Genomic DNA, 23,412 nt, shown 5'->3' on the forward strand with positions numbered 1-23,412 from the left:
TAAAACAAGGGCGGCAGGTATCTGGGTATATTTAAACGCTCTCAAGATAGATCTCCCTTACTATTCCACCCCTGAGGATGGTGTATATCGTTTTCTTCGCCTCCCCCACTTAGCCAGTGGTAAAAATCTTACACGTAAGAATTTTTCAACGTTTAATGAATGTGCGAAAAAGCCTAAGCACCAATTTTCACTAACGGAAATCAGTAGCAGATAATCGTTTTTAAGAATTTACTTATTCAACATTTCTTAACGGCGAGCATAACAAAATGTCTTAAGTGGAACTATACCCACAATGTTAACAAGGTGTTAATGCTAAGAGAAAAAATGCGGTTTCCAGACAAACCGTGAAAATAGGGCCTAAATCGGCCTGGAATAAACGCATTGTTATTTAAGAAAATATTTAAAATACCTGCCTGTACATTTTTGCGTTTATTTCTCAATGAATATGACACAAAGATTTTCAAAGAAATGTCAGTTTTAGTGCCGTGGTTATTATTTAAACAACAAAGAAAAAATAATCCCTTAAGAAACAGGATACTGCGCCAGCAATTGTTAATAATTGGCATTTAACACCAGCAATTTCTTTATAAGCAGTCATTCAATCTAAATGTGAAAAAATAAACAGAACAATAACAATATATCAGGTGAATTATTAGCACATTCGGGATAACTCATTACGTTTATTCATCAATCGATGGCATCAGCCCCAAAACGGCAATAAAAAACCCGCAGGGGAATCTGCGGGTTTTACCGTTTCGACGCGCGTTGTGCCGGATTAGCTCTCCTTATCCTTCTCCACAATCAACGGCTCGATATCGCTCTCTTTCTTGATCACCAGCGAATCATCCCCGCGCAGGCAGGTGCCGCCGTAGTTGCCACCGACGGTAAAGGTGCAGACCTGGATGTATTTCCCGTCCACTTTCGGCAGGCACCACAGCTGCTGGTAGATATTTTTACGATCCGTAAATTTACCGCTGGATTTATCCAGCAGCTCCTCTTCGGCGCTGATCAGATCGATATTGCTGCCGCAGCGACCTGCGATAGGTTTCACCGCATAGCCGGTTTTGGTGAGCAGTTCGTTGACCTCGAAATCCGTATCCAGCAGATAACGGTGATTCGGGAACAGCTGCCACAGCACCGGCAGAATCGCTTTGTTGCCGGGGATCACGGTCCACAGCGGTTCAAATACCAGCACTTCCGGGCGCAACAGCACGTCAATTAAACGCACCTCTTGCTGGGGATGACCGGTGCGAATCGGCACGGCGGCGTATTCGGTTTCGCTCACTTCACGCACCTGCTCGATCGCCGTTTCCCACGCCCAGGTTTTCCAGACACAGTTCACCGCGCGACCTTCATCATCGATAAGCTGCCCTGCCGCATCCCAGCTCAGCGCTTCCAGGCCGTGCAGAATTTTGGTGTCAAAACCGGCCTGCATCAGCGAGCGCTGGATAAAGAGCGCGTGGTAATCCTCTTCGATATCGTTGTCCTGCATGATATGCACGAACGGACGCGCGTGGCTGTGTTTCCACGCGCCGGTCAGCTCTTCGAGCAAGCCTTCCGCCGGGTTATGCCCGGTGCCGCGATAGCCATTTTTCACCCACTCTTCAAGGATCAAACCGCCTTCCGTATGGCAGGAGGCGGAATCGGCGTTGTACTCGTACACCTTCAGCCCGCGCTCATCCATACAAAAATCCATACGACCGGTGATCATATGGTGACGACGCCACTGCCAGGAGAGGCGCAGACGCGGCCAGAGGATTTTCGGGATGTCGAAAAGCGCGAGTAAGTTGTCGTCTTTCAGCACTTTATCGGTGGCGTGGAGATACATCAGATGCAGCTCGTTGGTGGCCTTGATCAGCTCCTGCTCGGCACTTTCGGTAATGGTGAAATACTGGCAGGGATCTTTGTTGATCACATGCCCGTTGGCGCGAACGTAAGCTTGCTGGAGAGCATCCTTTTCGTTGAGCCATTTCCCGTCGAACTGGCGCTTGTTGGGCAGTCGCGCCCCGCTGATTTTCAGCTGTTCACCGCCGATTTCCGGCTGCGGCAGGCTGTGCTCTGTGTCGTCGGTCTGGATCATCCAGCCCAGAATAGTGGTATCTGTGAAGGTGTCGTGCAGGGTGTAGCAGCCTTTTTCGACGGACAGGCGCAGCTCGCGCGTCCACTGCTGCCCGACCGGCAGAGGCGAATGGAGTACGTTCTGCTCGGCAATGCGCACTTTATCGCCCATCAGTTGAGTGATAACGGCCACATGGCCGGTCTCATGAAACTCACCGCCCTTTTGCCAGATGAGCAGCGAACCGGCTTTTGGCGCGCGTTTCGATCCGTTGGCAAACGCCTGCAGCGGCAGGATGGTGTCGTTCACCACGGCGCGCAGGAAGCGCAGGGAGAAGATCTCCCACGCCATGCCGACGTCGGTAAATACCATGCCGTAGTTGAGGAACAGGAAGCGGCGCGCGAACTCCACGCACTGCCATTTGTGGCCCATGTATTCGTTGCCGATATAGCTACGAAACTCCGCGTCTTCGGGGTACTGGCGCGGGTCAAGACTGCTGTAGTTCGAGGAGTAAATTGCCACGCCACCCGGCGCATAACCTAACAACGTCCCAAACGGAGCGTCACTGCTTTGCTTTCCATTATTTCGCATGAATCCAACCTAAAAAGGCAGGCGGCAAGATGATGAGGGTTGTCGTCTGCGTGTTGACATGAATCAGACAGAAGAGGATTTATCATACACCTGATAAAGGGACAATTCACAGTGCGAGCCGGGCGCGCCTTCGCGCCGCCCGGCGTTGTTCGCGGCACCTTAAACCTTAAATAACCAACAGGCCGCAAAATGCCCCGGCGAGATCTCCTGCATGGCGGGCTCCTGCGAGCGGCAAACCGGCATGACGTGCGGGCAACGGCTGCAAAATTTACAGCCAGGAAGCACCGACGTAGGGCCGGGGATCTCCCCGCGCAGGGTCGCCTGCTCAAGATGGCGGATGCGCGGATCGGGCAGCGGAACGGCGGCCAGCAGCGCGCGCGTATAGGGGTGCGCCGGATGGGAATACAGCTCGCCCGCCGGGGCCACTTCCACCAGCTTTCCGAGGTACATCACCCCGATACGGCTGGAGATATGGCGCACCATCGACAGATCGTGGGCGATAAACAGATAGGTCAGCCCCAGCTCCTGCTGCAGGTCCTGCAAAATATTCACCACCTGCGCCTGCACCGACACATCCAGCGCCGAGAGCGGTTCATCGCACAGCACAAATTCCGGGCGCACCGACAGAGCACGCGCAATGCTGATGCGCTGGCGCTGACCGCCGCTGAATTCATGGGGGAAGCGCTGCAGATGTTCCTGTTTAAGCCCCACTTTATAGAGCAGGGTTTCCGTACGTTCCCGCTGCTCCTCCCGGCTGTAGCCGTGGATCTGCATCGGTTCGGCCACCAGCTGCTGCACCGTCATACCCGGATTGAGCGACGAGTACGGGTCCTGGAAAATGGCCTGCATTCTTTTACGCAGTGGCTTGAGCTGTTTTTCGTTGGCCTGCGCAATCTCCTGTCCGGCAAAGTGAATTTCGCCGGAGGTGATATCAAACAGGCGCAGCATTGCGCGCCCAAGCGTCGATTTTCCGCAGCCTGATTCGCCCACCAGACCAAAGGTTTCTCCGCGCTGAATATCAAAACTCACGCCGTCGACCGCTTTCACCGCCACGCCTTTGCGCAGCAGCCCACCCTGAACCTGATAGTGTTTACGCAGTTCACGGACGCTCACTAAAGGGGCATTTTGCTCGCTCATGCCTGAACCTCCTTATCAGCCCATAACCAGCAGGCCGCACGGTGGCCCTCGCCAACGGAATAGAATGCGGGTTGGCGCTCACACTGCGCCATCCGTTTCGGACAGCGCTCGGCAAACGGGCAGCCCGGCGGCGGATTGAGCAGGCCAGGCGGCGTCCCTTCGATGGGTGACAGGCGGTGATTTGCCTCGTCCGCGCGCGGCAGGGAGGCCAGTAACCCCTGGGTGTACGGGTGCGCCGGACGATAAAAAATATCCTCTACACTCCCCTCTTCCATCACCTGCCCGCCGTACATCACCACGACACGGCTGCACACCTGCGCCACCACGCCGAGATCGTGGGTGATCAGCAGAATGGCTGTCTGAGTCTGCTGTTGCAGGCTTTTCAGCAGGCGCAGGATCTGCGCCTGAATGGTCACATCCAGCGCGGTTGTCGGTTCGTCGGCGATCAGCAGTTTCGGGTTGCAGGAGAGCGCAATGGCGATCATCACGCGCTGGCGCATCCCGCCGCTAAACTCGTGGGGAAACTGATCGTAACGGCGCTCCGCTTCGGCAATCCCCACCTGATCGAGCATGGCAATGGCCGCCGCTTTTGCCGCCTTTTTGGACAGCCCTTTGTTGCGAATGAGGATCTCCGACATCTGCCTGCCGATGGTCACCACCGGGTTTAGGGCGGTCATCGGGTCCTGGAAAATCATCGCAATGTCGTTGCCACGGATCTTGCGCATTTGCTCGGGGGTCTTCTTCGCCAGATCGTCATTCTGAAAGCGAATACTGCCGCCGGAGATGTGCCCGTTGCTGCCGAGCAGCTGAATGATCGATTTGCAGGTGACGCTTTTCCCGCACCCGGATTCGCCGACGATGCCGACCAGCTCCCCGGCCTGCACATGAAAACTCACGCCGCGCACCGCCTGTACGTTACCGTCGCGGGTGCGAAACGAAGTGTGCAGATTATCGAGTTCTAATAAGTTATTCATCGCGGTTCGCTCCCGGCTCAAAAGCGGTGCGGAATACGTCACCGAGCACGTTAAAACTAAACACCGTCAGCAAAATCAAAATGCCGGGGAACATCGCCAGCCATGAGGCTTCGCCGATGTACGACTGGGCGTTGTTGAGCATACTTCCCCACGACGCAGCGGGCGCCTGCACGCCCAGCCCGAGGAAACTGAGGGTCGATTCCATCAGAATGGCCGATGCGATATTCAGCGTCGCCGCCACAATAATTGTCGGCAGCACGCCGGGAATAATATGGCGCAGAATGATGCGCAGCGGATGCTCGCCCGACGCGCGGGCATACAGAACATATTCGCGCTCTTTGACGCTGAGCGTTTCGGCACGCACCAGCCGCGACATGCTCATCCAGGTCAAGAGGCTGATAATCAGGATGATGTTATCCACGCCCGGCTTGAGGTAGGCGTTCACCACCAGCAGCAGAAAAAACGCCGGAATGGCCATCAGAATATCGACGACGCGCATCATCAGGTTATCGAGCCAGCCGCCAAAATAGCCGCTGATGGTGCCGACAAGCGTGCCGATCAGCGTGGAAAAAAGCATCGCCAGAAAACCGACCATCAGGGAGATCTGCCCGCCGTACAGGGCGCGGGTGAAGTAATCGCGTCCGTATTCATCGGTGCCAAACCAGTGCGCGGTGTCAGGCGGCAGAGTGCGCGCGCCAAGGGACATCTGATCCGGATCGTAAGGACTTAGCCCTGCGCACAGGGCGGCGACGATAAAAATAAAGAGAACAAAGAGTGAAAACTGCGCCGGACGGTTGCGGCGCAGCTGGTGGCGTACTTGTTGCCAGCGTCTGCTCATCCGGGGTTACCTCAGGGTACGAATACGGGGATCGGCGAAGCGATAGAGCAGATCGGCGATCAGATTGCCGACGATCAGCATCATCGACGACAGCATGATGATCGCCATGATCAGCGGGTAGTCCAGCGAGGTGATCGACTGAATGCCCAGCAGCCCCATCCCCGGCCACGAAAAGACGCTTTCGGTTACGTAGGCGCCCACAACCAGCTCGCCAAACGACAGGCCAAACAGGGTGATCACCGGCAAAAGTACGTTTTTCAGCACATGGCGGAACAGGATACTGGTGCGCGTGGCGCCATACGCCAGCTGGGTTTGCACATAGTCGGCGGAGAGCTGCGAAATGGTGTTCGAGCGGATATAGCGCACGTAGCTGGAGAGGTTATAGAAGGTCAGCGCAATGCACGGCAGCACGCCGTGACGCACCACGTCCAGCCAGTTGTCCTCCATACCGATAGTGCGCATCCCCATGCTGGGGAACCAGTTTAGCTGCACGGCAAAAATGGTGATCAGCAGAATACCGAACCAGAAAATGGGTACGGAAATACCGATATAGGCGAATAAATTCAGGATGTGATCCAGCCAGCGGTGTTTGAACGCGCCCGCGAGCAGCCCCAGCGGAATGGCGAGGAGGATCGCCATCACCAGCGACGCGCCCATCAGCCCAAGCGTGGCCGGAATGCGTTCGCCGATCATCTCCAGCACCGGGCGATGGTAAATCAGCGAATAGCCCAGGTCGCCCTGCAAAACGTTTTTCAGCCACAGAACGTATTGCGTCACCAGGGGCTTATCCAGCCCCATGCTCTGGCGGATACGTTCGATATCGTCCGGGGCCATTCTCGGCGTGATGTACGCCGCCACCGGATCGCCGGGCGCGAGTTTGACCAGCAAAAACGCCACCAGCGAAATAAAGAAAAGCATCGGCAGCAGTTGCAGCAGCCGACGCGTCAGTAATGTGTTCACGACATGCCCTTAAAAAAACACCCCGGCCAGTTGGCCGGGGCAACGACTTATTTTTGATAGATTTTTGAAAGGTCCTGGAACATATAAACCGGTTTCGGTTCGGCTTCCTGCGTCCCGCCAAAGCGTTTATCCACGGCAACTGTCGCGTTGGTGTAGGCGATGGGGTAGTAGGTCATGTCGTTGGCGACGGTCTGCTGAATTTGCTTGTAGATTTCAGCACGTTTGCCGCTGTCAGTTTCCACTGCGCCTTTGTCCCACAGGGCGTCGAACTGCGGGTTTTTATAGTGCGCATAGTTGTAGGCTTCGTTGCTCATGAACAGGGATTTGTAGCCATCCGGCTCCGCGCCCATGATGTAACCGCCGAGGTTCAGCTCCCACGCGGTGTTGTTCATATCCAGGCTGCGCTGGGACATGGCGTTGGAGTCGAGCGGCATCAGTTCCACATTAACGCCAATACCTTTCAGCTGCTGCTGAATATAGAGCGCCATGCTCTCCTGGGTTTTGTTGGTGTTCACATAGGCCAGGCGCAGCTTGAGATCGGCTGGCGCGCCGGACGCTTTCAGCAGTTCTTTGGCTTTTTGCTGATCGAACGTGTACTGCTCAACGTCGTTGGTCTGATAAAGCGTGTCCGGCGTCAGGAACGAGCTGGCCGGTTTAGCATAATCCAGCGAGGTGAACGCGGTTTGGGTCAGTTCATCTTTGTTGATGGCATAAGCAATCGCCTGACGAAGCGGTTTGCTTTTCATCACCGGCACGTTCTGGTTGAAGGTCATGTACGCCAGACGGCCTTCCGGATAGACCACAAAATCAAATTTGCCGGTATTCTTCAGGCGGCTGACGTCCTGCGGGTCGACCATCTTCAGATTGATTTCGCCGTTTTGCAGCGCAAGGTTTGCGGAGTTGCTGTCTTTGGCAAAGCGATAGGTCACGGAGTCGAGCTTCGCTTTGCCGTTCCAGTAATCGTCAAAACGGGTCAGGGCGTAATATTGCCCCGCGCGGTACTCTTTAAACTTGAACGGACCGGAACCTACCGGCGCATCGTTTTTGGTGCTCTTTTCCAGATCCGCTTCTTTTGCGAACACGTGTTCCGGAATCGGGTAGATCTGCACCAGCGTTCCGGTAAAGGCGGCGCTGACCTGCGGCAACGTGAACTTCACGGTGCGATCGTCGACTTTACTCACTTCGACAGGCTTACCGCCGTAGGTGAACATGCTGCGGAAGAAGCTGTGCTGTTTGGCTTCGAGGAGCTTATTAAAGGTGAAGACCACGTCGGAGGCGGTCAGCGGCTGGCCGTCCTGCCATTTCAGATTCGGTTTTAAGGTCAGGGTATAGCTGAGATCATCGGCGGATGGCGTCAGGCTTTCGGCCAGGCCCCATTCGATTTTGCCGTCGTTAAAACTGTAGAGCGGCGCGTACAGCGCCTGCATGATGGTCAACGTGGTACGGTCGCTGGCGTAGAGTGGGTTTACGGCCAGCGGGTCGCCGGACGTGATACCGATAATGAGCGAGCCACCCTCTTTTGGCGCATCACTTTTTGCTGCTGGCGCGTTCGCCGTTTCATTCTTTTTAGCATCGTCACAGCCCGCTGCGGCCAATGCCATGGACACCAGAACAGCAGATAACAGTAGCTTGCGCATATCTCACTCACTCCTTGCCTCAATAATATTAAATACTGAAAAGTTCTTTTTATTCAGGAGCATCATATTCAGCTTTGTCATATTGCGCATTAACAATGAAAATGCGATTTTCGATTAAGCTTATAACCAATTTGATATATATAAGCGCCAGAAGGAATAGGGCCTAATCAATTGCGCTCGCAACGTTAAAGGGTTCACGAATCTCCTGCTACACTGCCTCAACACATCACTAAAAAGGCAGATCAACATGTCAGACAACACCTACCAGCCACCGAAAGTGTGGGAATGGAAACAGAACAGTAACGGCGGCGCGTTCGCCAATATCAACCGCCCGGTTTCTGGCGCGACGCATGAGAAAACGCTGCCAGTGGGCGCGCATCCCCTTCAGCTCTACTCCCTCGGCACGCCAAACGGCCAGAAAGTGACGATCATGCTGGAAGAGCTGCTGGCACTTGGTGTGACAGGCGCGGAGTATGACGCGTGGCTGATCCGCATCGGCGAAGGCGATCAGTTCTCCAGCGGGTTTGTAGACGTGAACCCAAACTCGAAAATTCCGGCACTGCGTGACCACTCAGTGAACCCGCCACTGCGCGTATTTGAATCCGGGAATATCCTGCTTTATCTGGCAGAAAAATTCGGTCACTTCCTGCCAAAAGATCCGGCGGGACGCACCGAAACCCTGAACTGGCTGTTCTGGCTGCAAGGCTCTGCCCCGTTCCTTGGCGGCGGTTTCGGCCATTTCTTTAACTATGCGCCAGTGAAAATTGAGTACGCAATTGACCGTTTCACCATGGAATCAAAACGCCTGCTCGACGTTCTGGATAAGCAGCTGGGGCGCGGTCGTTTTGTCGCGGGAGATGAGTACAGCATCGCCGATATCGCCATCTGGCCATGGTTCGGCAACGTGGTGCTTGGCAACGTGTACAACGCCGCCGAGTTCCTGGATGCAGGCAGTTACATGAACGTTCAGCGCTGGGCCAAAGAAGTTGCCGAGCGCCCGGCGGTGAAACGCGGTCGCATCGTCAACCGTACCTTTGGCGAGCCGAGCGAACAGCTGCATGAGCGCCATGCCGCCAGCGACTTCGACACCCAGACCGAAGACAAACGTCAGGCGTAATGCGCTGACAGATTGCCCGGTGGCGCTGCGCTCACCGGGCAAAATTACACGCCGAAACCGCCCTGCTGCAATATCGCTTTTGCCTGATCCGACTGTAAATAATCCGCCAGCACCTGCCCCTGGGGCGTCATCACCGCGCTTGCATATTCCGCTTGCGGGTTAAAAGGCGCAGGAATGTTCAGCACGCTCAGGCCGACAATCTGACGAAGCGCGGGCGCGTAGCTGGCGTAGCCGATAAACAGATCCGCCTGATCACTTTCAATGATCCACTCTGCTGCCAGTTTTCCCTGCGGAACCGGAGCAGACGCGTGCCCACCGACCAGCGCCATCGCCCGCTCCCGCACAGGGATGCCCGCCTCGCCCATACGTGTGAACAGCTCCTGGGTGTAGTCGCCGGAGGGATCGCACCCCGCCGTTGAGGTGCCGAGGCGCAAATCGGGCCGCGTAAGCAACGAGAACCAGTCATCGTCGTCGCTAAGCACCTCGCTGCGCGCTGTCAGGCAGAGCTGATTGCGGGCAAATACCGCCACGGAAGATGCCAGCCCCTTTATGAGCAACGCCTGAGGATGGGCGACATTTGCTGACGCAAACAGATCACACGGCTCTCCGGCTTCAATCCGTTCCCGCAGCAATCCGGCCGGACCAAACTGTGTCTCAACCGGGTGCGGGAAATGGGCCAGTAATTGCGGCCATATACCGCGCAGGCTGCCCGCTGCCAGCACGTGCATCAGTCGATGCCCTGGTAATGGGTGCGGTAGAAACGCTGATACCATTCGTCGGCCAATTTGCGCATATCAACGTCTTTAAACTTCTCAGGATAGAGTTTTTTCGCCATCCACAATTCGCCAATGCCCATCGCTTCCGGCATCGGGTAGCCCCAGGCTTTGGCGTAGTCCGGCATCAGGTAGACGCGATGATTTTTCACGGCGTCGATCACCTGCCACTGGGCCGAACCCTTGATTTCATCGACCACCGATGGATAGCGATCCTGCACAAAGATGACCTGCGGATCCCAGGCGATAACCTGCTCCATCGCCACGGTTTTAAAGCCCTGAATGGTCGCCGCCGCCACGTTGACTGCGCCCGCATGAGCCATCATCAGACCGGTGTATTTCCCCGAACCGTAGGTGGTCAGTTCCGGATTGGCCATATAGGCGCGAATACGTTTCTCTGCAGGGATATCTTTCAGACGGTCGCTGACCATCTTGCGCCCTTTATCGGTGGCGGCGATCAGATCTTTGGCTTCCTGCGGTTTGTTGACGATCTCACCGATCAGGGTGATCCCCTCGCGCAGACCCAGATCGTAGGCTTTTTCTTCGTCGGTGAGGGTTGGGTTCAGCTTCGCTTTTTCGCCCGGCGCGTCGTGGCGCAGGGAGATGGCGATCACCGGGATACCCAGGCTGCTGATTTTGTCGATCATCTCCTGCGGCGCGTAGTTGGTGACAAACACCACCTGCGGATGCAGAGCGATCAGTTTTTCCGGGTCCACATGGGTGAGATCGCCGAGCGTCGCTTTCTGGTTCAGCTCAGGTGCCAGGCGGGCGTAGCCCTCGCCAAGCTGCTGTTTCCAGTTCGCCATCACGCCGACGATTTTGTCGGTCGCGTTCATTTGCACCAGTAAGTTCAGCGTCTGATGCTGAAGCACTACCACGCGGTCGACCTTATCGGGAACGGTGACGGTACGGCCAATTTGATCGGTTATCTGGCGGGATGCCTCAGAAGATAACGGGAGTAAAATCAGTAAACTAAAGGTAACTGCCTGCCAAAATCGATTGTTCATAATGCCCTCGCACTTTCGTTATGCACAGGATTATATAACGATTTGTGACGCAGATCTTCGCCTGCTTTGTGGGTAGGCATTATTGCCCTGAAAAAAATGAACACCCCGGCATTAAATAATTCCCGGACCGGTTTTGTCTTTTGCAAATAAAATGCAAAGGGCGAGAGTGAAAAAATAATCCGCTGCGAAAAATTATTTCACCCCTATTTTCTTAAAAGAAAACAGATGTACTTATTGCAAATCACGCTCTTTTTTCAACAGCATATTTACAACCGACGCTAAACTGGCAAGAATAATTTTTATTTCCCCTAAGAAACGTTCCATGTCAGAACAGGCGCTACGACAGCAGATTCAGAATCTGAAAAAGCATAACGCCCGGCTTGCCAGGCTGGCGCGTGACGCCCGCAGCAAGCTCAGCGCTGCACTGGATGGCACGGGCCTGTGTCTGTGGCAGCTCGACGTGCCCAGCGGGAAGTTAATTATCTACAATCGCCGCTGGGGCTCGATGCTCGGGTACCAGCCGAAAGAGCTGAATGCGCAGTTCGACGTCTGGCGCGAGCACCTTCATGCCGATGATAAACAGATGGTGTTGGATGCGTTTTATGACCATCTCCACGGCAAAACCCCGTTCTACGAAGCCCTGCACCGCATGCAGCATAAAAATGGCACCGTCAGTTGGGTGCTCGATCGCGGGCGTGTCAGCGAATGGGATGAGCACGGGAATCCGCTCAAGGTCACCGGCACCCACATTGATATGACGAAGGAAAAGCAGTACGAGGAGCAGCTCGCGCTGCTGGCGAACCACGATCCGCTGACCGGCCTTGCCAATCGTCATGCGCTAATCAAACAGTTCCGCGCCCTGAAAGAGCAGGGTCCGCTTTGCGTGGCTTTTATCGATCTGGATGATTTCAAAACCGTTAACGACACCTTTGGCCATCGCAGCGGCGATGAACTGCTGATTCAACTGAGCCAGCGTCTGCGCGAAACCTGCCCGCAGGGTTCTGTCGTCGGGCGTCTGGGCGGCGATGAGTTTGTTCTGCTGTTGCCCTTCCCGCTCTCCAGTCTGTGGGTGAACAGCACCGCGCACAGCTGTTTGCGCGCGGCGCTGACCCCTTTCGAGCTGGATAATGGCCAGGCGCAGGTGGGGGCGTCGATTGGGATAGATGAGGTTCAGCCGCAGGATGATTTCGTAAACGCCCTGCGCCGCGCCGATCAGTCGATGTACCAGATCAAACACACCGGAAAGAACGGCGTGGCGATCGGCTCCACGCTTATCTCGATTTCCCGTACCGGAACGGACGCGTGAAGGCCAGCCGCCAGCAGAGCATTATCCAGCTACTGAGCGATTGCGACGGGCTGACCACCGACGCGCTGGCAGAACAGCTGGCGGTCAGCAAAGAGACTATTCGCCGCGATTTGAAAGGGCTGCAGCAGCAGGGGAAAATTGTGCGTCACCATGGCCGCGCGCGGGCCATTCACCCGGACAGCCGCGACGGCGGTGAGCCGTTTGGCGCACGCCTAAAGAGCCATTACGCCGATAAAGTGGATATCGCCCACCGTGCGCTGGACTGGGTCAGTAGCGGAATGACTCTTGCCCTCGACGCCAGCTCGACCTGTTTTCATCTGGCGCGCCAGCTTCCGGACATCGACCTGACGGTGTTCACTAACAGCCTGCCCATCTGCCACGAAATGGCGAAACGCGAGCGCATCACCCTGATCTGCACCGGCGGCACGCTGGACCGTAAGTATCGTTGTTACGTCAATCCGGCGCTGATCTCCCTGCTGAAAGGCGTGGAGATCGACCTGTTTATCTTTTCCTGTGAGGGGGTGGACGAACAGGGCGATATGTGGGACCCGGCCGAGCACAGTGCGCTCTTTAAAACGCAGCTGTTACGCCGCGCCAGCCAGTCGCTGCTGTTGATTGATAAGAGTAAATTTCAGCGTGCGAGCGAAGTCAAAATCGGCTCGCTGTCGCAGGTGACGCAGATGATTACCGATGCTCACCCCTCCAGACGGTAGCCCGCCATAAAGTAGCGCAGTATGGTACTCGACTGATTTTCTTTGAAAAAATCCATCACCATATCGCGGTCCAGCCCGTAGCGGCGTGTCAGGATACCGGCCTCCCACGCGCTGAGCTGGCGATCGCCGGTTTTCTCAAACATCCGGTGCGAAAAACCCAGCACAAATCCCCGTTTATAGTCAGAGCAGAAATGCGCGACGTTCTTTGCGGTATCCGCCTGTGCCGCGCGCATCCCCGCCATCAACCCTTTGCCAAAATGGTTTTCCATTGATTTACCCTCAATCGCTATATATTAAATTATATAGCGATATTTTGAGCGATGGCTAGTGGAAATTAAGGCCGCACAGGGCGGCCTTTAGAGATGAATCAGAACGAAACCCACTCGTCGGGCGTACCCGATGCGTTAGCCCGCACGGGCGCTTTCGGCGACGCAGCAGGCGCGCTGTTTTGCGGTTCCTGCGCGGACAGACGGAATTTCTGCACTGAGCGTTGTAGCTCTTCCGTCTGACGTTCCAGCGCCGAGGCGGCGGCGGAGACCTGCTCCACCAGCGAGGCGTTCTGTTGCGTTACGCCGTCCATCTGGGTGATCGCCACACCGACCTGGGAAATGCCTTTGCTCTGCTCTTCCGACGCCGACGCGATCTGCTTCATGATGGTGGTCACTTCGGTCACGGCACGCAGGATCGCTTCCATGGTGGTCCCGGTATCGCTGACGATTTTCGAACCCTGCTCGACGCGTGAAACGGAATCGGCGATCAGGCCTTCGATCTCCTTCGCCGCATTTGCGCTTCGGCTGGCCAGGTTACGCACTTCACCTGCCACCACAGCAAATCCACGGCCCTGTTCACCGGCACGCGCCGCTTCAACCGCCGCGTTGAGTGCCAGAATATTGGTCTGGAAAGCGATGCTGTTGATGACGGTAGTGATCTCGGCAATCTTCTTCGAGCTGGCGGAAATTCCGCTCATGGTGGTAACCACGTCATCCACCAGCGAACCGCCACGGCTTGCGGTAGTGGAGGCAACATCGGCCAGCTGGCTCGCCTGACGCGCATTTTCGGCGTTGAGTTTCACCGTGGCAGTGAGCTGTTCCATGCTCGCGGCGGTCTCTTCCAGCGCGGCGGCCTGCTCTTCGGTGCGTGAAGAGAGATCGTTATTTCCGCTGGAAATTTCAGTGGCTCCGCGCCAGATATTCTCGCTGCCGGAGCGGATCGAGCTGACCGCTTCGCGCAGGCTGTCCTGCATCGCGGTTAACAGAGGCACCAGTCGCCCCACGCAGTTACGCCCAAATGGCGTAATGGGCTGGCTGAGATCGCCCTGCGCAATCTGGCGGAAATGCTCACGAATGCGATCCAGGGGTTTCACCAGCATCGCCACCAGGTAGCGGTCGGTGAAGAGGAGGATCAGCAGACCGATAATCGTCGCGGCGATAATCACAATGCGCGTCATGCTCGTCAGGCTGTCCACCACGTCACGCGTACTGTCGAGCGTGCTGGCGGCGGAAGTGTTGAATTTATCCGCCGCTGCACCGAAAGCGCGGCTCAGCGGTGGCGTGACGTTGTTGGCCTGCTGACGATATCCCTCGATCGTCCCCTGCTGCGCCTGCTGCATCTGCAGGGCAATCCCCTGATCCAGTAACGCCTGCCAGCTGCTAATCACTTCAGCAGAGACGCTTTCGTCCATCGGGCCTGGGGAGATGGCCTTCATCTCGTTCAGCTTCTTGCTCATATTCTCCAGCGCCTGCTGCGCGGGGGCTAAATCGGGATTTCCACCCGCAACTTTGGCTTCCATTGCGCGGCTGAGGCGCGTGACAAAGCGGAAATATTGATCGTTACCCTGACTCAAAATAGTCATTTGTTTCACGATCTGGCGATCGATGTCATTACCGTCTGAGACCCTGGAAAGTGACCAGGTGCTGTAAAGCCCAACCCCTGCCCACATCAAACAAAAAATACCCAGAATCGTCAGCATGACGAACCGGATAGTAAAATTACGAAGCATTTGCATAAGAGTATCCTTGCCGTTAGGGAAAACTCGCTTGAGACGAGTCTTATCTTCGTTATCGGCAATGCCTACACTTTAAGGAGTATTTTTATAAAAACTTGCACATCTTAACTTTTAAAAAAATAGTATTGCCTAATACCCTTATAATTAGCACGCAAATATAATAGAAAAAGACCGGAATTTTCCGGCCCTTTTTTGAAACATTAAATACATATTACTTCAAATATTTCTCAAACCATCCCAGAGTCCGTTTCCATGCCAGCTCCGCCGCGGGCTCGTCATAACGTGGGGTTGAGTCATTATGGAAGCCATGATTTACGCCGGGGTAAATATAGGCTTCATAGACTTTATTATTCGCTTTCAGGGCGGCTTCGTACGCTGGCCAGCCTTCGTTGATGTTTTTATCCAGCTCGGCATAGTGCAGCAGCAGCGGCGCGTTGATTTTCGGGACATCAGACGCGGCAGGCTGGCGGCCATAAAACGGCACCGCGCACTCCAGCTCCGGATAGGCCACCGCGGCGGCATTCGAGACGCCGCCGCCGTAGCAAAATCCGGTAATCCCCACGTTGCCCGTCGCATCGGGATGTTTTTTCATAAACTCCACGGCGGCAAAGAAATCGTTCATTAATTTGGTGGGGTCCACTTTCTGCTGCAGCACTTTCCCCTCTTCATCATTCCCTGGATATCCGCCGACGGAACTTAATCCGTCCGGTGCCAGCGCAATATATCCCGCTTTCGCCACCCGGCGAGCAACGTCTTCGATATACGGATTTAAACCGCGGTTTTCATGGACCACGACCACCGCCGGCACTTTTCCCGTCGTCTTCGCAGGCTTCACCAGATAACCCCGCACTTCACCATGACCGTTGGGTGAAGGGTAGTGGATGTATTCCGGCAAAATATCGGGATCGGTAAATTTCACCTGTTCAGCAAGGGCGTAATTCGGTTTGAGCATATTGAATAACGCCAGCGCCGTGACACCGCCTGCCGCGTAGCGCGCCGCAAGATTGAGAAACTCGCGTTTGGATATTTTGCCGTGGGCGTAATAGTCATAGTAATCGAGCAATTCTTGCGGAAAATCTTTCGCGGTCAGCCGGGTCATCGCATATCTCCAGGAATTGTGATTTTATAAGGATAGAATGAAAACGCTGTTTCGAAAATTCATCACTAAAAAAGGAGATATCATGTCCTGGACCCCTACTTCAAGCCGCTACGACACCATGCAGTACCGTTACTGCGGGAAGAGCGGCCTGCGTTTGCCCGCGCTATCACTTGGATTGTGGCACAGCTTTGGTCACGTTCAGGCGCTGGACAGCCAGCGCGCACTGCTGCGCAAAGCCTTTGATTCAGGTATTACCCATTTTGATCTCGCGAATAACTACGGCCCGCCTCCAGGCAGCGCGGAAGAGAATTTTGGTCGTCTGCTGCGCGAGGATTTTGCCGCGTATCGCGATGAACTGATTATCTCCACCAAAGCCGGGTACGACATGTGGCCTGGCCCGTACGGGTCTGGCGGTTCGCGGAAGTATCTGCTCGCCAGTCTCGACCAGAGCCTGAAACGCATGGGCGTAGAGTATGTCGATATTTTCTATTCCCACCGCGTTGACGAAAACACGCCGATGGAAGAGACCGCCGCCGCGCTGGCACAGGCTGTTCAGAGCGGGAAAGCGCTCTACGTGGGGATTTCCTCTTACTCGCCGGAACGCACGCAGAAAATGACTGAGCTGCTGCGCGAGTGGAAAATTCCGCTGCTGATCCATCAGCCGTCCTACAACCTGTTAAACCGTTGGGTGGATAAAAGCGGCCTGCTGGATACCCTCGTGGCAAACGGCACCGGCTGTATTGCTTTTACGCCGCTGGCGCAGGGGCTGCTGACGGGCAAATACCTGAACGGTATTCCGGATGGTTCGCGTATGCAGCGTGAAGGCAAAAAGGTGCGCGGGTTGACGGAGAAGATGCTGACCGACGCGAACCTGAACAGCCTGCGACTGCTCAATGAAATGGCGCAGGCGCGCGGGCAGTCAATGGCGCAGATGGCCCTGAGCTGGCTGCTAAAAGATGAGCGCGTGACGTCTGTGCTCATCGGTGCCAGCCGCCCTGAGCAGATCGAAGAGAACATTCAGGCGCTGCAAAATCTGCACTTTAGCGACGATGAGTTGAAGAGGATTGATCAGCACGTTGCGGATGGAGAGTTGAATTTGTGGCAGGCATCGTCAGATAAATAGAGAACGCGGCGTGATGCCCTCCGTCGCCTCTCATGGCCCGGTAAGCGTCGCGGCACCGGGCCTGCAAAGCCTACACCGTCGCAGGATCCACCACCGGGCGCTCGTACTCCGGCCAGACCAGCACCACCAGCTCCGGATAGGCTTCCAGACTGAATTCGCGGAAACACTGACGTAAATTCAGCACGTCCAGATCGGAGTGCGAGACCTTCTCACCATTCAGGCAGCGCTTTTTGATATTGTCATAATATTTATAGACCGCCGAGTTTAGATCGCTGCAACGGCGCTGGGCTTCAAAAAGACCAGGTCTGTCGTTTATTTCCGTCATCTTCATCCGCTTAATTGTGGCATGAAGAAAGTCGATATATTCATGATTGACGCGCCAGTACCATACCGGCGTTATCGCATTCATCAGCAGTGAGAAATGGTCCTCACCCTCTTCTTTGGTCATCGGAATCGGCTGGGATGACTCGCCAGTTTGCTGTAAGTCTTTCGTTTTATTGAACTCACGCATCAATAAAAGAACACCAGCGGTAAGCAATAGCAATGTAATGACAGAATAAAAAATGCTGTTCATGGGATGGCTCCATTTTTTTTGATTTTAAATTTGCCTCATGTTATTGTCAACGAATCTCACGCCCTATTTGAACCTACCCTGCTGAAATTAAAGGATATTAAAATGCTGCCCGACAATCTTGTGCCGGTCCGGTACCACATCGCCTCTGTGGTCCCTAAATCGGCGGAAGCAGAAAGCAATGCTAATTTCACTCAGGGAAAAAGAAAACTATCCGATTTTGAGGCTGACATATTAATTGGTGTTACCCGTACCGGTAAATCACGTAATATGCTGTTAGAAGAGCATGACCGCCATATAAAAGATCGGCTATTTCGCGTGGTGAAGATTGAAGCCTTTGCCCACCTGCTTAACGACCTGCAGGCCGAGGGAGAAATAGACGCTCAAACATTAAGTCAAATAATGACTGAAAAAACCGAAGAAATAAACGAAGCTGGCAACGAAATTTGGCTTAATCTAATTACCCGAGAAAAAAACAACCCTATTTTTTATAAACTAGAGGATGATTAACGTGAAAGAAGTTGAAGATAATAACGTTTATTTGACTTTAGATAACCATAAAAGCGATGAGTTTATCTTAAAGCAAAATCTCGACGCATTAATAAAACATAAAAATGACGAGATGACCCGCATTGCGCAAGACATGGTATCGATCCCGGCCGCGCTGGTTCGCCTGAAGTGGGAAAATCGCCGCGAGATCTACTCGTTGCAGGTGAAAGAAGAGATTTATGGCGCGATGATTAACGCGGTGATATCCCTCAAGCCCGAACTGAAAGATAAAATCATGGGCCGCATTGAGAGCAACTACCAGCATCTGCTCTCCAGAGAGGCCTCCACGCTGCGTTTGACGCGCAAACTGGCTGACGGTGGCTATCACACCTCGAACGTCACGACCGTCGCTCTGGACGAAGATGCGCTGGCGGCAAAAGTGGACGCCCCTTCCCACGCGCCTGCTGAGCCGAAATAGCCTCACCAGTCAGATTCCCCCGAATACGACAACCTCCTCCTCTCGCTCTTCTACACTTAATGGCCTAACTCACCCAACAGGAGAGGCCTTATGTCAAAACATCAGACACATATCCAGGACCCAACCACCCAGTACTACACCGGCGACTACCCTAAGCAAAAGCAGCCAGCGCCTGGCGTGCAAGCGAAGATGACGCCCGTGCCCGACTGCGGCGAGAAGAGCTACAAAGGTAGCGGCAGGCTCCAGGATCGTAAGGCACTGGTGACTGGGGGTGATTCCGGTATCGGGCGCGCCGCCGCCATTGCTTACGCGCGTGAAGGCGCTGACGTGGCGATTAACTATCTGCCTGCGGAAGAAGAGGACGCCCAGGAGGTCAAACAGCTGATCGAAGAGGCGGGCCGAAAAGCGGTGCTGATTCCAGGCGATCTGAGCGATGAATCCTTTGCCCGCTCGCTGGTGCATAAAGCCCGCGAAGCGCTGGGCGGGCTGGATACGCTGGCGCTGGTTGCCGGTAAACAGGTCGCTGTCGAGAAGATTGCCGATTTGACCACCGAACAGTTTACGCAAACCTACGCGGTGAACGTGCTGGCACTTTTCTGGATCACGCAGGAGGCAATTCCCGTCCTGCCAGCCGGTTCCAGCATCGTGACCACCTCGTCCATTCAGGCCTATCAGCCAAGCCCGCATCTGCTCGATTACGCCTCGACGAAAGCGGCGATACTGAACTACAGCCGTGGGCTGGCAAAACAGGTGGCAGATAAAGGCATTCGCGTTAACGTGGTTGCCCCTGGCCCGATCTGGACGGCACTGCAAATTTCTGGCGGCCAGACGCAGGAGAAAATTCCGCAGTTTGGTCAGAAGACGCCGATGAAACGTGCGGGGCAGCCTGCCGAACTGGCTGGAGTGTATGTCTATCTGGCGAGTCAGGAGTCGAGCTACGTTACGGCGGAAGTGCACGGCGTGTGCGGCGGGGAGCATTTAGGCTAGTGCTGTCAGTCTGCCCGGGGGCGCTACGAATATCGCGCCTGCGGGTTTGTCCCGCCTGAGACTTTCTCTTACGCGTTACTCACGAAAGAGAGAAAACAAAACGGCAACTTGCGTTGCCGTTTTTACGTTTATTTCGCCGCCGTTTTCTCTTCGCCGACCAGTCCGATTTTGAGATAGCCCGCCTGGTGCAGCGTGTCCATCACTCTCATCATGGTCTCGTAGTCGACGGTTTTATCCGCGCGGAAGAAGACGGTAGTGTCTTTTTTGCCCTGGGTCAGCGCATCCAGTGCCGGAATAACGGATTGATCGGTGACCGGGTCGTTGCCCAGGAACATCGATTTATCAGCTTTCACCGACAGGTAAATCGGTTTTTCCGGACGCGGCTGCGGCTGGCTGGAAGAGGCCGGCAGATTGACCTTCACGTCCACCGTCGCCAGAGGCGCGGCCACCATGAAGATAATCAGCAGAACCAGCATAACGTCGATAAACGGCGTTACGTTGATTTCGTGCATTTCGCCGTTATCGTCCAGATTTTCATTAAGACGCATTGCCATAACGTATCAACCTACACGCAGTTTCGAAGCAGAATGTACCGGCTTAACGGAGCTGGCGCTGAGGTCGAGATCGCGGCTTTGCAGCAGCAGAACCTGTGCGGCAACATCACCGAGCGTGGCTTTGTAGCTGCCAATCATACGCGCGAAGATGTTATAGATAACCACCGCCGGAATAGCAGCGATAAGGCCGATCGCCGTTGCCAGCAGCGCTTCCGCGATGCCCGGTGCCACTACGGCGAGGTTTGTGGTTTGCGTCTGAGCAATACCGATGAAGCTGTTCATGATGCCCCACACGGTACCAAACAGACCCACGAACGGGGAGATCGCACCGATAGTTGCCAGATAACCATTTCCGCGGCCCATGTGACGGCCCACGGCGGCAACGCGACGTTCCAGGCGGAAGCCCGTACGCTCTTTAATGCCTTCGTTATCTTCACTGCCTGCGGAGAGTTCCAGTTCGTTTTGAGCTTCGTTGACCAATTGGGTGGTCAGGCTTTTCGCATGGAACGCTGAGGTGATGTCAAATGCCTGATTCAGCGAGCGGGCTTCAGCCAGCTGCTGTTGCTCGCGCTTGAGGCGGCGCTTTTGAGAAATCAGCTCAACGCTTTTGCTGAAGAAAATTGCCCAGGTGATCACGGACGCCAGAATCAGGCCGATCATCACAATCTTAACCACGATGTCAGCATGTTGATACATGCCCCAAACGGAGAGATCCGTCTGCATCAAATTATTACCCACTCTGTATCTCCAGGACGCAAATCACAAATTCTGAGCATAATAATATCAAAACCACGTCGAATTGATAGTAGTTCTCATTAGTATTTGCATAGTGCCGTAATTTTCGCTCATTTTCCTTGCGCTTACGCAGTAAAAATTTCTTATGCGTATTTTTCATAAAATATTGTGCTTATTCGCTAAGCATCCGGGTGCAGATTTTCGCAATCGTGGTAGTCTGGACGTCCAGACGGATAAAAACAGGTTTAGCGAACATGACAGAGAAGCATCTTGATACCACGCTTGTGCAGGCAGGACGCAGTAAAAAGTACACTCAGGGTTCGGTAAATAGCGTGATTCAACGCGCCTCCTCGCTGGTCTTCGATACTGTTGAGGCCAAGAAACACGCCACCCGCAATCGCGCGAAAGGCGAGCTGTTTTACGGGCGTCGCGGCACTTTGACCCATTTCTCATTGCAGGAAGCGATGTGCGAGCTGGAAGGCGGCGTCGGCTGTGCCCTGTTCCCGTGCGGTGCTGCTGCGGTAGCAAATACGATTCTGGCGTTCGTTGAACAGGGCGATCATATCCTGATGACCAACACCGCCTATGAGCCAAGCCAGGATTTCTGCACCAAAATTCTGACCCGTCTGGGTGTCACCACCGGCTGGTTCGATCCGCTGATAGGCGAAGGCATTGCGGAGCTTATCCAGCCGAATACGCGCATTGTGTTCCTGGAATCTCCCGGCTCTATCACCATGGAAGTGCATGACGTTCCGGCGATTGTCCGCGCGGTGCGTCGCGTGGCGCCAGACGCCATCATCATGATCGATAACACCTGGGCGGCGGGCGTGCTGTTTAAAGCCCTTGAGTTTGACATCGATATCTCGATTCAGGCGGCAACGAAATACCTGATTGGCCACTCAGACGGCATGATTGGCACGGCGGTGTCTAACGCCCGCTGCTGGGATCAGCTGCGCGAAAATGCCTACCTGATGGGGCAGATGGTGGATGCCGATACCGCTTATATGACCAGTCGCGGGCTTCGTACGCTGGGCGTGCGTCTGCGTCAGCATCACGAAAGCAGTCTGAAAGTGGCCGAATGGCTGGCGCAACATCCGCAGGTCGCTCGCGTGAATCACCCTGCACTACCGGGCAGCAAAGGCCACGAATTCTGGAAACGTGACTTTACGGGCAGCAGCGGTCTGTTCTCATTTGTTCTCAATAAGCGATTGAGTAACGACGAGCTGGCCGCCTACCTGGATAACTTCTCGCTCTTTAGCATGGCTTACTCCTGGGGCGGCTTTGAATCGCTCATTCTGCCGAATCAGCCTGAACAACTTGCCGGTTTGCGCCCTGGTGGAGAAATCGACTTTACCGGCACGCTGATCCGACTGCACATCGGTTTAGAAAATGTTGATGATCTGATCGCGGATTTATCGGCAGGTTTCGAACGCATCGTGTAGAGTGCGGGCTGTAAATGTACTCCCGGACCGTTTTACAGACACGTGCAGCAGAAAAGACTGCATTTGTTGGGTCCCCGATCAACCCCACTGGGCGAAATCAGGAGTACAATAGCCACATATCAGTTGTTCCACAGGAAAGTCCATGGCTGTCATTCAAGATATTATCGCTGCGCTCTGGCAACACGACTTTGCAGCGCTGGCGGACCCGCACGTTGTAGGTGTTGTTTATTTCGTTATGTTCGCCACGCTTTTTCTGGAAAACGGTCTGCTGCCGGCCTCGTTTCTTCCGGGCGACAGCCTGCTGTTATTAGCCGGGGCGTTAATCGGTAAAGGCGTTATGGACTTCGCCCCCACGATCGTGATTTTAACGTCGGCCGCCAGCCTCGGCTGCTGGTTGAGCTATGTGCAGGGCCGCTGGCTCGGCAATACGCGCGTCGTGAAAGGCTGGCTGGCGCAACTGCCCGTGAAATACCACGAGCGCGCCACCTGCATGTTTGACCGTCACGGCCTGCTGGCTCTGCTCGCCGGACGTTTTCTGGCGTTTATTCGCACCCTGCTGCCAACGATGGCCGGGATTTCTGGCCTGTCGAACCGCCGCTTCCAGTTCTTCAACTGGCTGAGCGCCCTGCTGTGGGTCGGCGTTGTGACCTCTTTGGGTTATGCCCTGAGCATGATCCCGTTTGTGAAGCACCATGAAGATCAGGTGATGACCTTCCTGATGATCCTGCCGATTTTCCTGCTGGTTGCAGGCCTCGTCGGGACGCTGTTTGTGGTGATCAAGAAGAAATGCTGTAACGTCTAATCTCTTCCGTCCTCTCCC

At 54.8% G+C, this 23,412-nt stretch carries 23 protein-coding genes; 9 read left to right on the plus strand and 14 right to left on the minus strand.

Translation table 11 applies throughout. The features are described 5' to 3' along the window. Positions 1–775: 775 nt before the first annotated feature. From gss to ACB496_RS18610, 6 genes are all read right to left on the minus strand, one after another. A complete protein-coding gene (gene gss / locus ACB496_RS18585; protein WP_371973237.1) occupies positions 776–2,647 on the minus strand; it encodes a bifunctional glutathionylspermidine amidase/synthase in 1,872 nt (623 codons plus the stop codon). A 159-nt stretch (positions 2,648–2,806) separates the two neighbouring features. Further along, positions 2,807–3,784 (minus strand): ABC transporter ATP-binding protein, encoded by a 978-nt coding sequence (locus ACB496_RS18590; RefSeq protein WP_371973238.1) that lies wholly within the window; start codon positions 3,782–3,784, stop codon positions 2,807–2,809. Further along, positions 3,781–4,758, minus strand: coding sequence for an ABC transporter ATP-binding protein (locus tag ACB496_RS18595; RefSeq protein WP_231275997.1), 978 nt, complete (start codon positions 4,756–4,758; stop codon positions 3,781–3,783). Before ACB496_RS18595 ends, ACB496_RS18590 begins: the two co-directional genes overlap by 4 nt. After that, complete coding sequence (locus tag ACB496_RS18600) at positions 4,751–5,596, minus strand: ABC transporter permease (RefSeq protein WP_371973239.1); 846 nt, start codon at positions 5,594–5,596, stop codon at positions 4,751–4,753. Before ACB496_RS18600 ends, ACB496_RS18595 begins: the two co-directional genes overlap by 8 nt. A gap of 6 nt (positions 5,597–5,602) precedes the next feature. Then, the gene (locus ACB496_RS18605) at positions 5,603–6,556 is read right to left on the minus strand and encodes an ABC transporter permease (RefSeq protein ID WP_100778936.1); all 954 of its coding nucleotides are present in this window, start codon (positions 6,554–6,556) and stop codon (positions 5,603–5,605) included. A 47-nt stretch (positions 6,557–6,603) separates the two neighbouring features. After that, a complete protein-coding gene (locus tag ACB496_RS18610) occupies positions 6,604–8,193 on the minus strand; it encodes an ABC transporter substrate-binding protein (RefSeq protein WP_371973240.1) in 1,590 nt (529 codons plus the stop codon). Between the two features lie 247 nt (positions 8,194–8,440). On the opposite strand from ACB496_RS18610, the gene yghU reads away from it, so the two are divergent. After that, positions 8,441–9,310, plus strand: a complete 870-nt coding sequence (gene yghU, locus ACB496_RS18615; protein ID WP_371973241.1) for a glutathione-dependent disulfide-bond oxidoreductase — start codon at positions 8,441–8,443, stop codon at positions 9,308–9,310. Between the two features lie 44 nt (positions 9,311–9,354). Here yghU and ACB496_RS18620 read toward each other — a convergent pair whose 3' ends face one another. Together ACB496_RS18620 and ACB496_RS18625 are read right to left on the minus strand one after the other, a co-directional pair. Beyond that, positions 9,355–10,038 (minus strand): molybdate ABC transporter substrate-binding protein, encoded by a 684-nt coding sequence (locus ACB496_RS18620; protein ID WP_371973242.1) that lies wholly within the window; start codon positions 10,036–10,038, stop codon positions 9,355–9,357. Beyond that, positions 10,038–11,090 carry an ABC transporter substrate-binding protein gene (locus ACB496_RS18625; RefSeq protein ID WP_371973243.1) on the minus strand — a complete coding sequence of 351 codons (1,053 nt, stop codon included), beginning with the start codon at positions 11,088–11,090 and terminating at the stop codon, positions 10,038–10,040. Before ACB496_RS18625 ends, ACB496_RS18620 begins: the two co-directional genes overlap by 1 nt. Positions 11,091–11,412: 322 nt before the next feature. Between ACB496_RS18625 and ACB496_RS18630 the strand changes: the two genes are divergently transcribed. Beyond that, a complete protein-coding gene (locus ACB496_RS18630; protein ID WP_100778931.1) occupies positions 11,413–12,396 on the plus strand; it encodes a sensor domain-containing diguanylate cyclase in 984 nt (327 codons plus the stop codon). Beyond that, positions 12,393–13,109, plus strand: coding sequence for an L-fucose operon activator (fucR, locus tag ACB496_RS18635; RefSeq protein ID WP_100778930.1), 717 nt, complete (start codon positions 12,393–12,395; stop codon positions 13,107–13,109). The genes ACB496_RS18630 and fucR overlap by 4 nt, the downstream gene beginning before the upstream one ends. Here the strand turns inward: fucR and ACB496_RS18640 are convergent. The 3 genes from ACB496_RS18640 to yghX form a co-directional block, all read right to left on the minus strand. Further along, entirely contained in the window at positions 13,091–13,378 is a 288-nt protein-coding gene (locus ACB496_RS18640; protein ID WP_371973244.1) for a DUF2623 family protein, read from the minus strand. The genes fucR and ACB496_RS18640 overlap by 19 nt on opposite strands. 98 nt (positions 13,379–13,476) lie before the next feature. Then, the gene (locus ACB496_RS18645; protein ID WP_371973245.1) at positions 13,477–15,114 is read right to left on the minus strand and encodes a methyl-accepting chemotaxis protein; all 1,638 of its coding nucleotides are present in this window, start codon (positions 15,112–15,114) and stop codon (positions 13,477–13,479) included. Between the two features lie 211 nt (positions 15,115–15,325). Further along, positions 15,326–16,213, minus strand: coding sequence for a YghX family hydrolase (gene yghX / locus ACB496_RS18650; RefSeq protein WP_371973246.1), 888 nt, complete (start codon positions 16,211–16,213; stop codon positions 15,326–15,328). A gap of 82 nt (positions 16,214–16,295) precedes the next feature. On the opposite strand from yghX, the gene ACB496_RS18655 reads away from it, so the two are divergent. Continuing rightward, positions 16,296–17,336 carry an aldo/keto reductase gene (locus tag ACB496_RS18655; RefSeq protein WP_102104854.1) on the plus strand — a complete coding sequence of 347 codons (1,041 nt, stop codon included), beginning with the start codon at positions 16,296–16,298 and terminating at the stop codon, positions 17,334–17,336. Positions 17,337–17,406: 70 nt separating this feature from the next. On the opposite strand, the gene ACB496_RS18660 is transcribed toward ACB496_RS18655, so the two are convergent. Continuing rightward, on the minus strand, positions 17,407–17,910 hold the full coding sequence (locus tag ACB496_RS18660) for an ESA_00282 family adhesion-associated protein (RefSeq protein WP_100778927.1): 504 nt from the start codon (positions 17,908–17,910) through the stop codon (positions 17,407–17,409). Positions 17,911–18,012: 102 nt separating this feature from the next. On the opposite strand from ACB496_RS18660, the gene ACB496_RS18665 reads away from it, so the two are divergent. From ACB496_RS18665 to ACB496_RS18675, 3 genes are all read left to right on the plus strand, one after another. Then, a complete protein-coding gene (locus tag ACB496_RS18665) occupies positions 18,013–18,417 on the plus strand; it encodes a hypothetical protein (protein WP_123428449.1) in 405 nt (134 codons plus the stop codon). Then, positions 18,410–18,874, plus strand: a complete 465-nt coding sequence (locus tag ACB496_RS18670) for a cytoplasmic protein (RefSeq protein ID WP_100778926.1) — start codon at positions 18,410–18,412, stop codon at positions 18,872–18,874. Before ACB496_RS18665 ends, ACB496_RS18670 begins: the two co-directional genes overlap by 8 nt. A 90-nt stretch (positions 18,875–18,964) precedes the next feature. Continuing rightward, positions 18,965–19,861, plus strand: coding sequence for an SDR family oxidoreductase (locus ACB496_RS18675; RefSeq protein WP_371973247.1), 897 nt, complete (start codon positions 18,965–18,967; stop codon positions 19,859–19,861). A gap of 128 nt (positions 19,862–19,989) precedes the next feature. Here ACB496_RS18675 and exbD read toward each other — a convergent pair whose 3' ends face one another. Together exbD and exbB are read right to left on the minus strand one after the other, a co-directional pair. Next, positions 19,990–20,415 carry a TonB system transport protein ExbD gene (gene exbD, locus ACB496_RS18680; protein ID WP_129035160.1) on the minus strand — a complete coding sequence of 142 codons (426 nt, stop codon included), beginning with the start codon at positions 20,413–20,415 and terminating at the stop codon, positions 19,990–19,992. Between the two features lie 6 nt (positions 20,416–20,421). Beyond that, entirely contained in the window at positions 20,422–21,153 is a 732-nt protein-coding gene (gene exbB / locus ACB496_RS18685) for a tol-pal system-associated acyl-CoA thioesterase (protein WP_100778923.1), read from the minus strand. Between the two features lie 251 nt (positions 21,154–21,404). Here exbB and metC point away from each other — a divergent pair, with 251 nt between their 5' ends. Together metC and yghB are read left to right on the plus strand one after the other, a co-directional pair. Continuing rightward, positions 21,405–22,592: a cystathionine beta-lyase gene (gene metC, locus ACB496_RS18690; protein WP_100778922.1), complete on the plus strand. Its 1,188-nt coding sequence runs from the start codon at positions 21,405–21,407 to the stop codon at positions 22,590–22,592. A 142-nt stretch (positions 22,593–22,734) separates the two neighbouring features. Then, positions 22,735–23,394: a DedA family general envelope maintenance protein YghB gene (gene yghB / locus ACB496_RS18695; protein ID WP_100778921.1), complete on the plus strand. Its 660-nt coding sequence runs from the start codon at positions 22,735–22,737 to the stop codon at positions 23,392–23,394. Positions 23,395–23,412 lie beyond the last annotated feature (18 nt).

It is taken from the genome of Lelliottia nimipressuralis, assembly GCF_041464075.1.
GTDB classification, from domain to species: Bacteria; Pseudomonadota; Gammaproteobacteria; order Enterobacterales; family Enterobacteriaceae; genus Enterobacter; species Enterobacter nimipressuralis.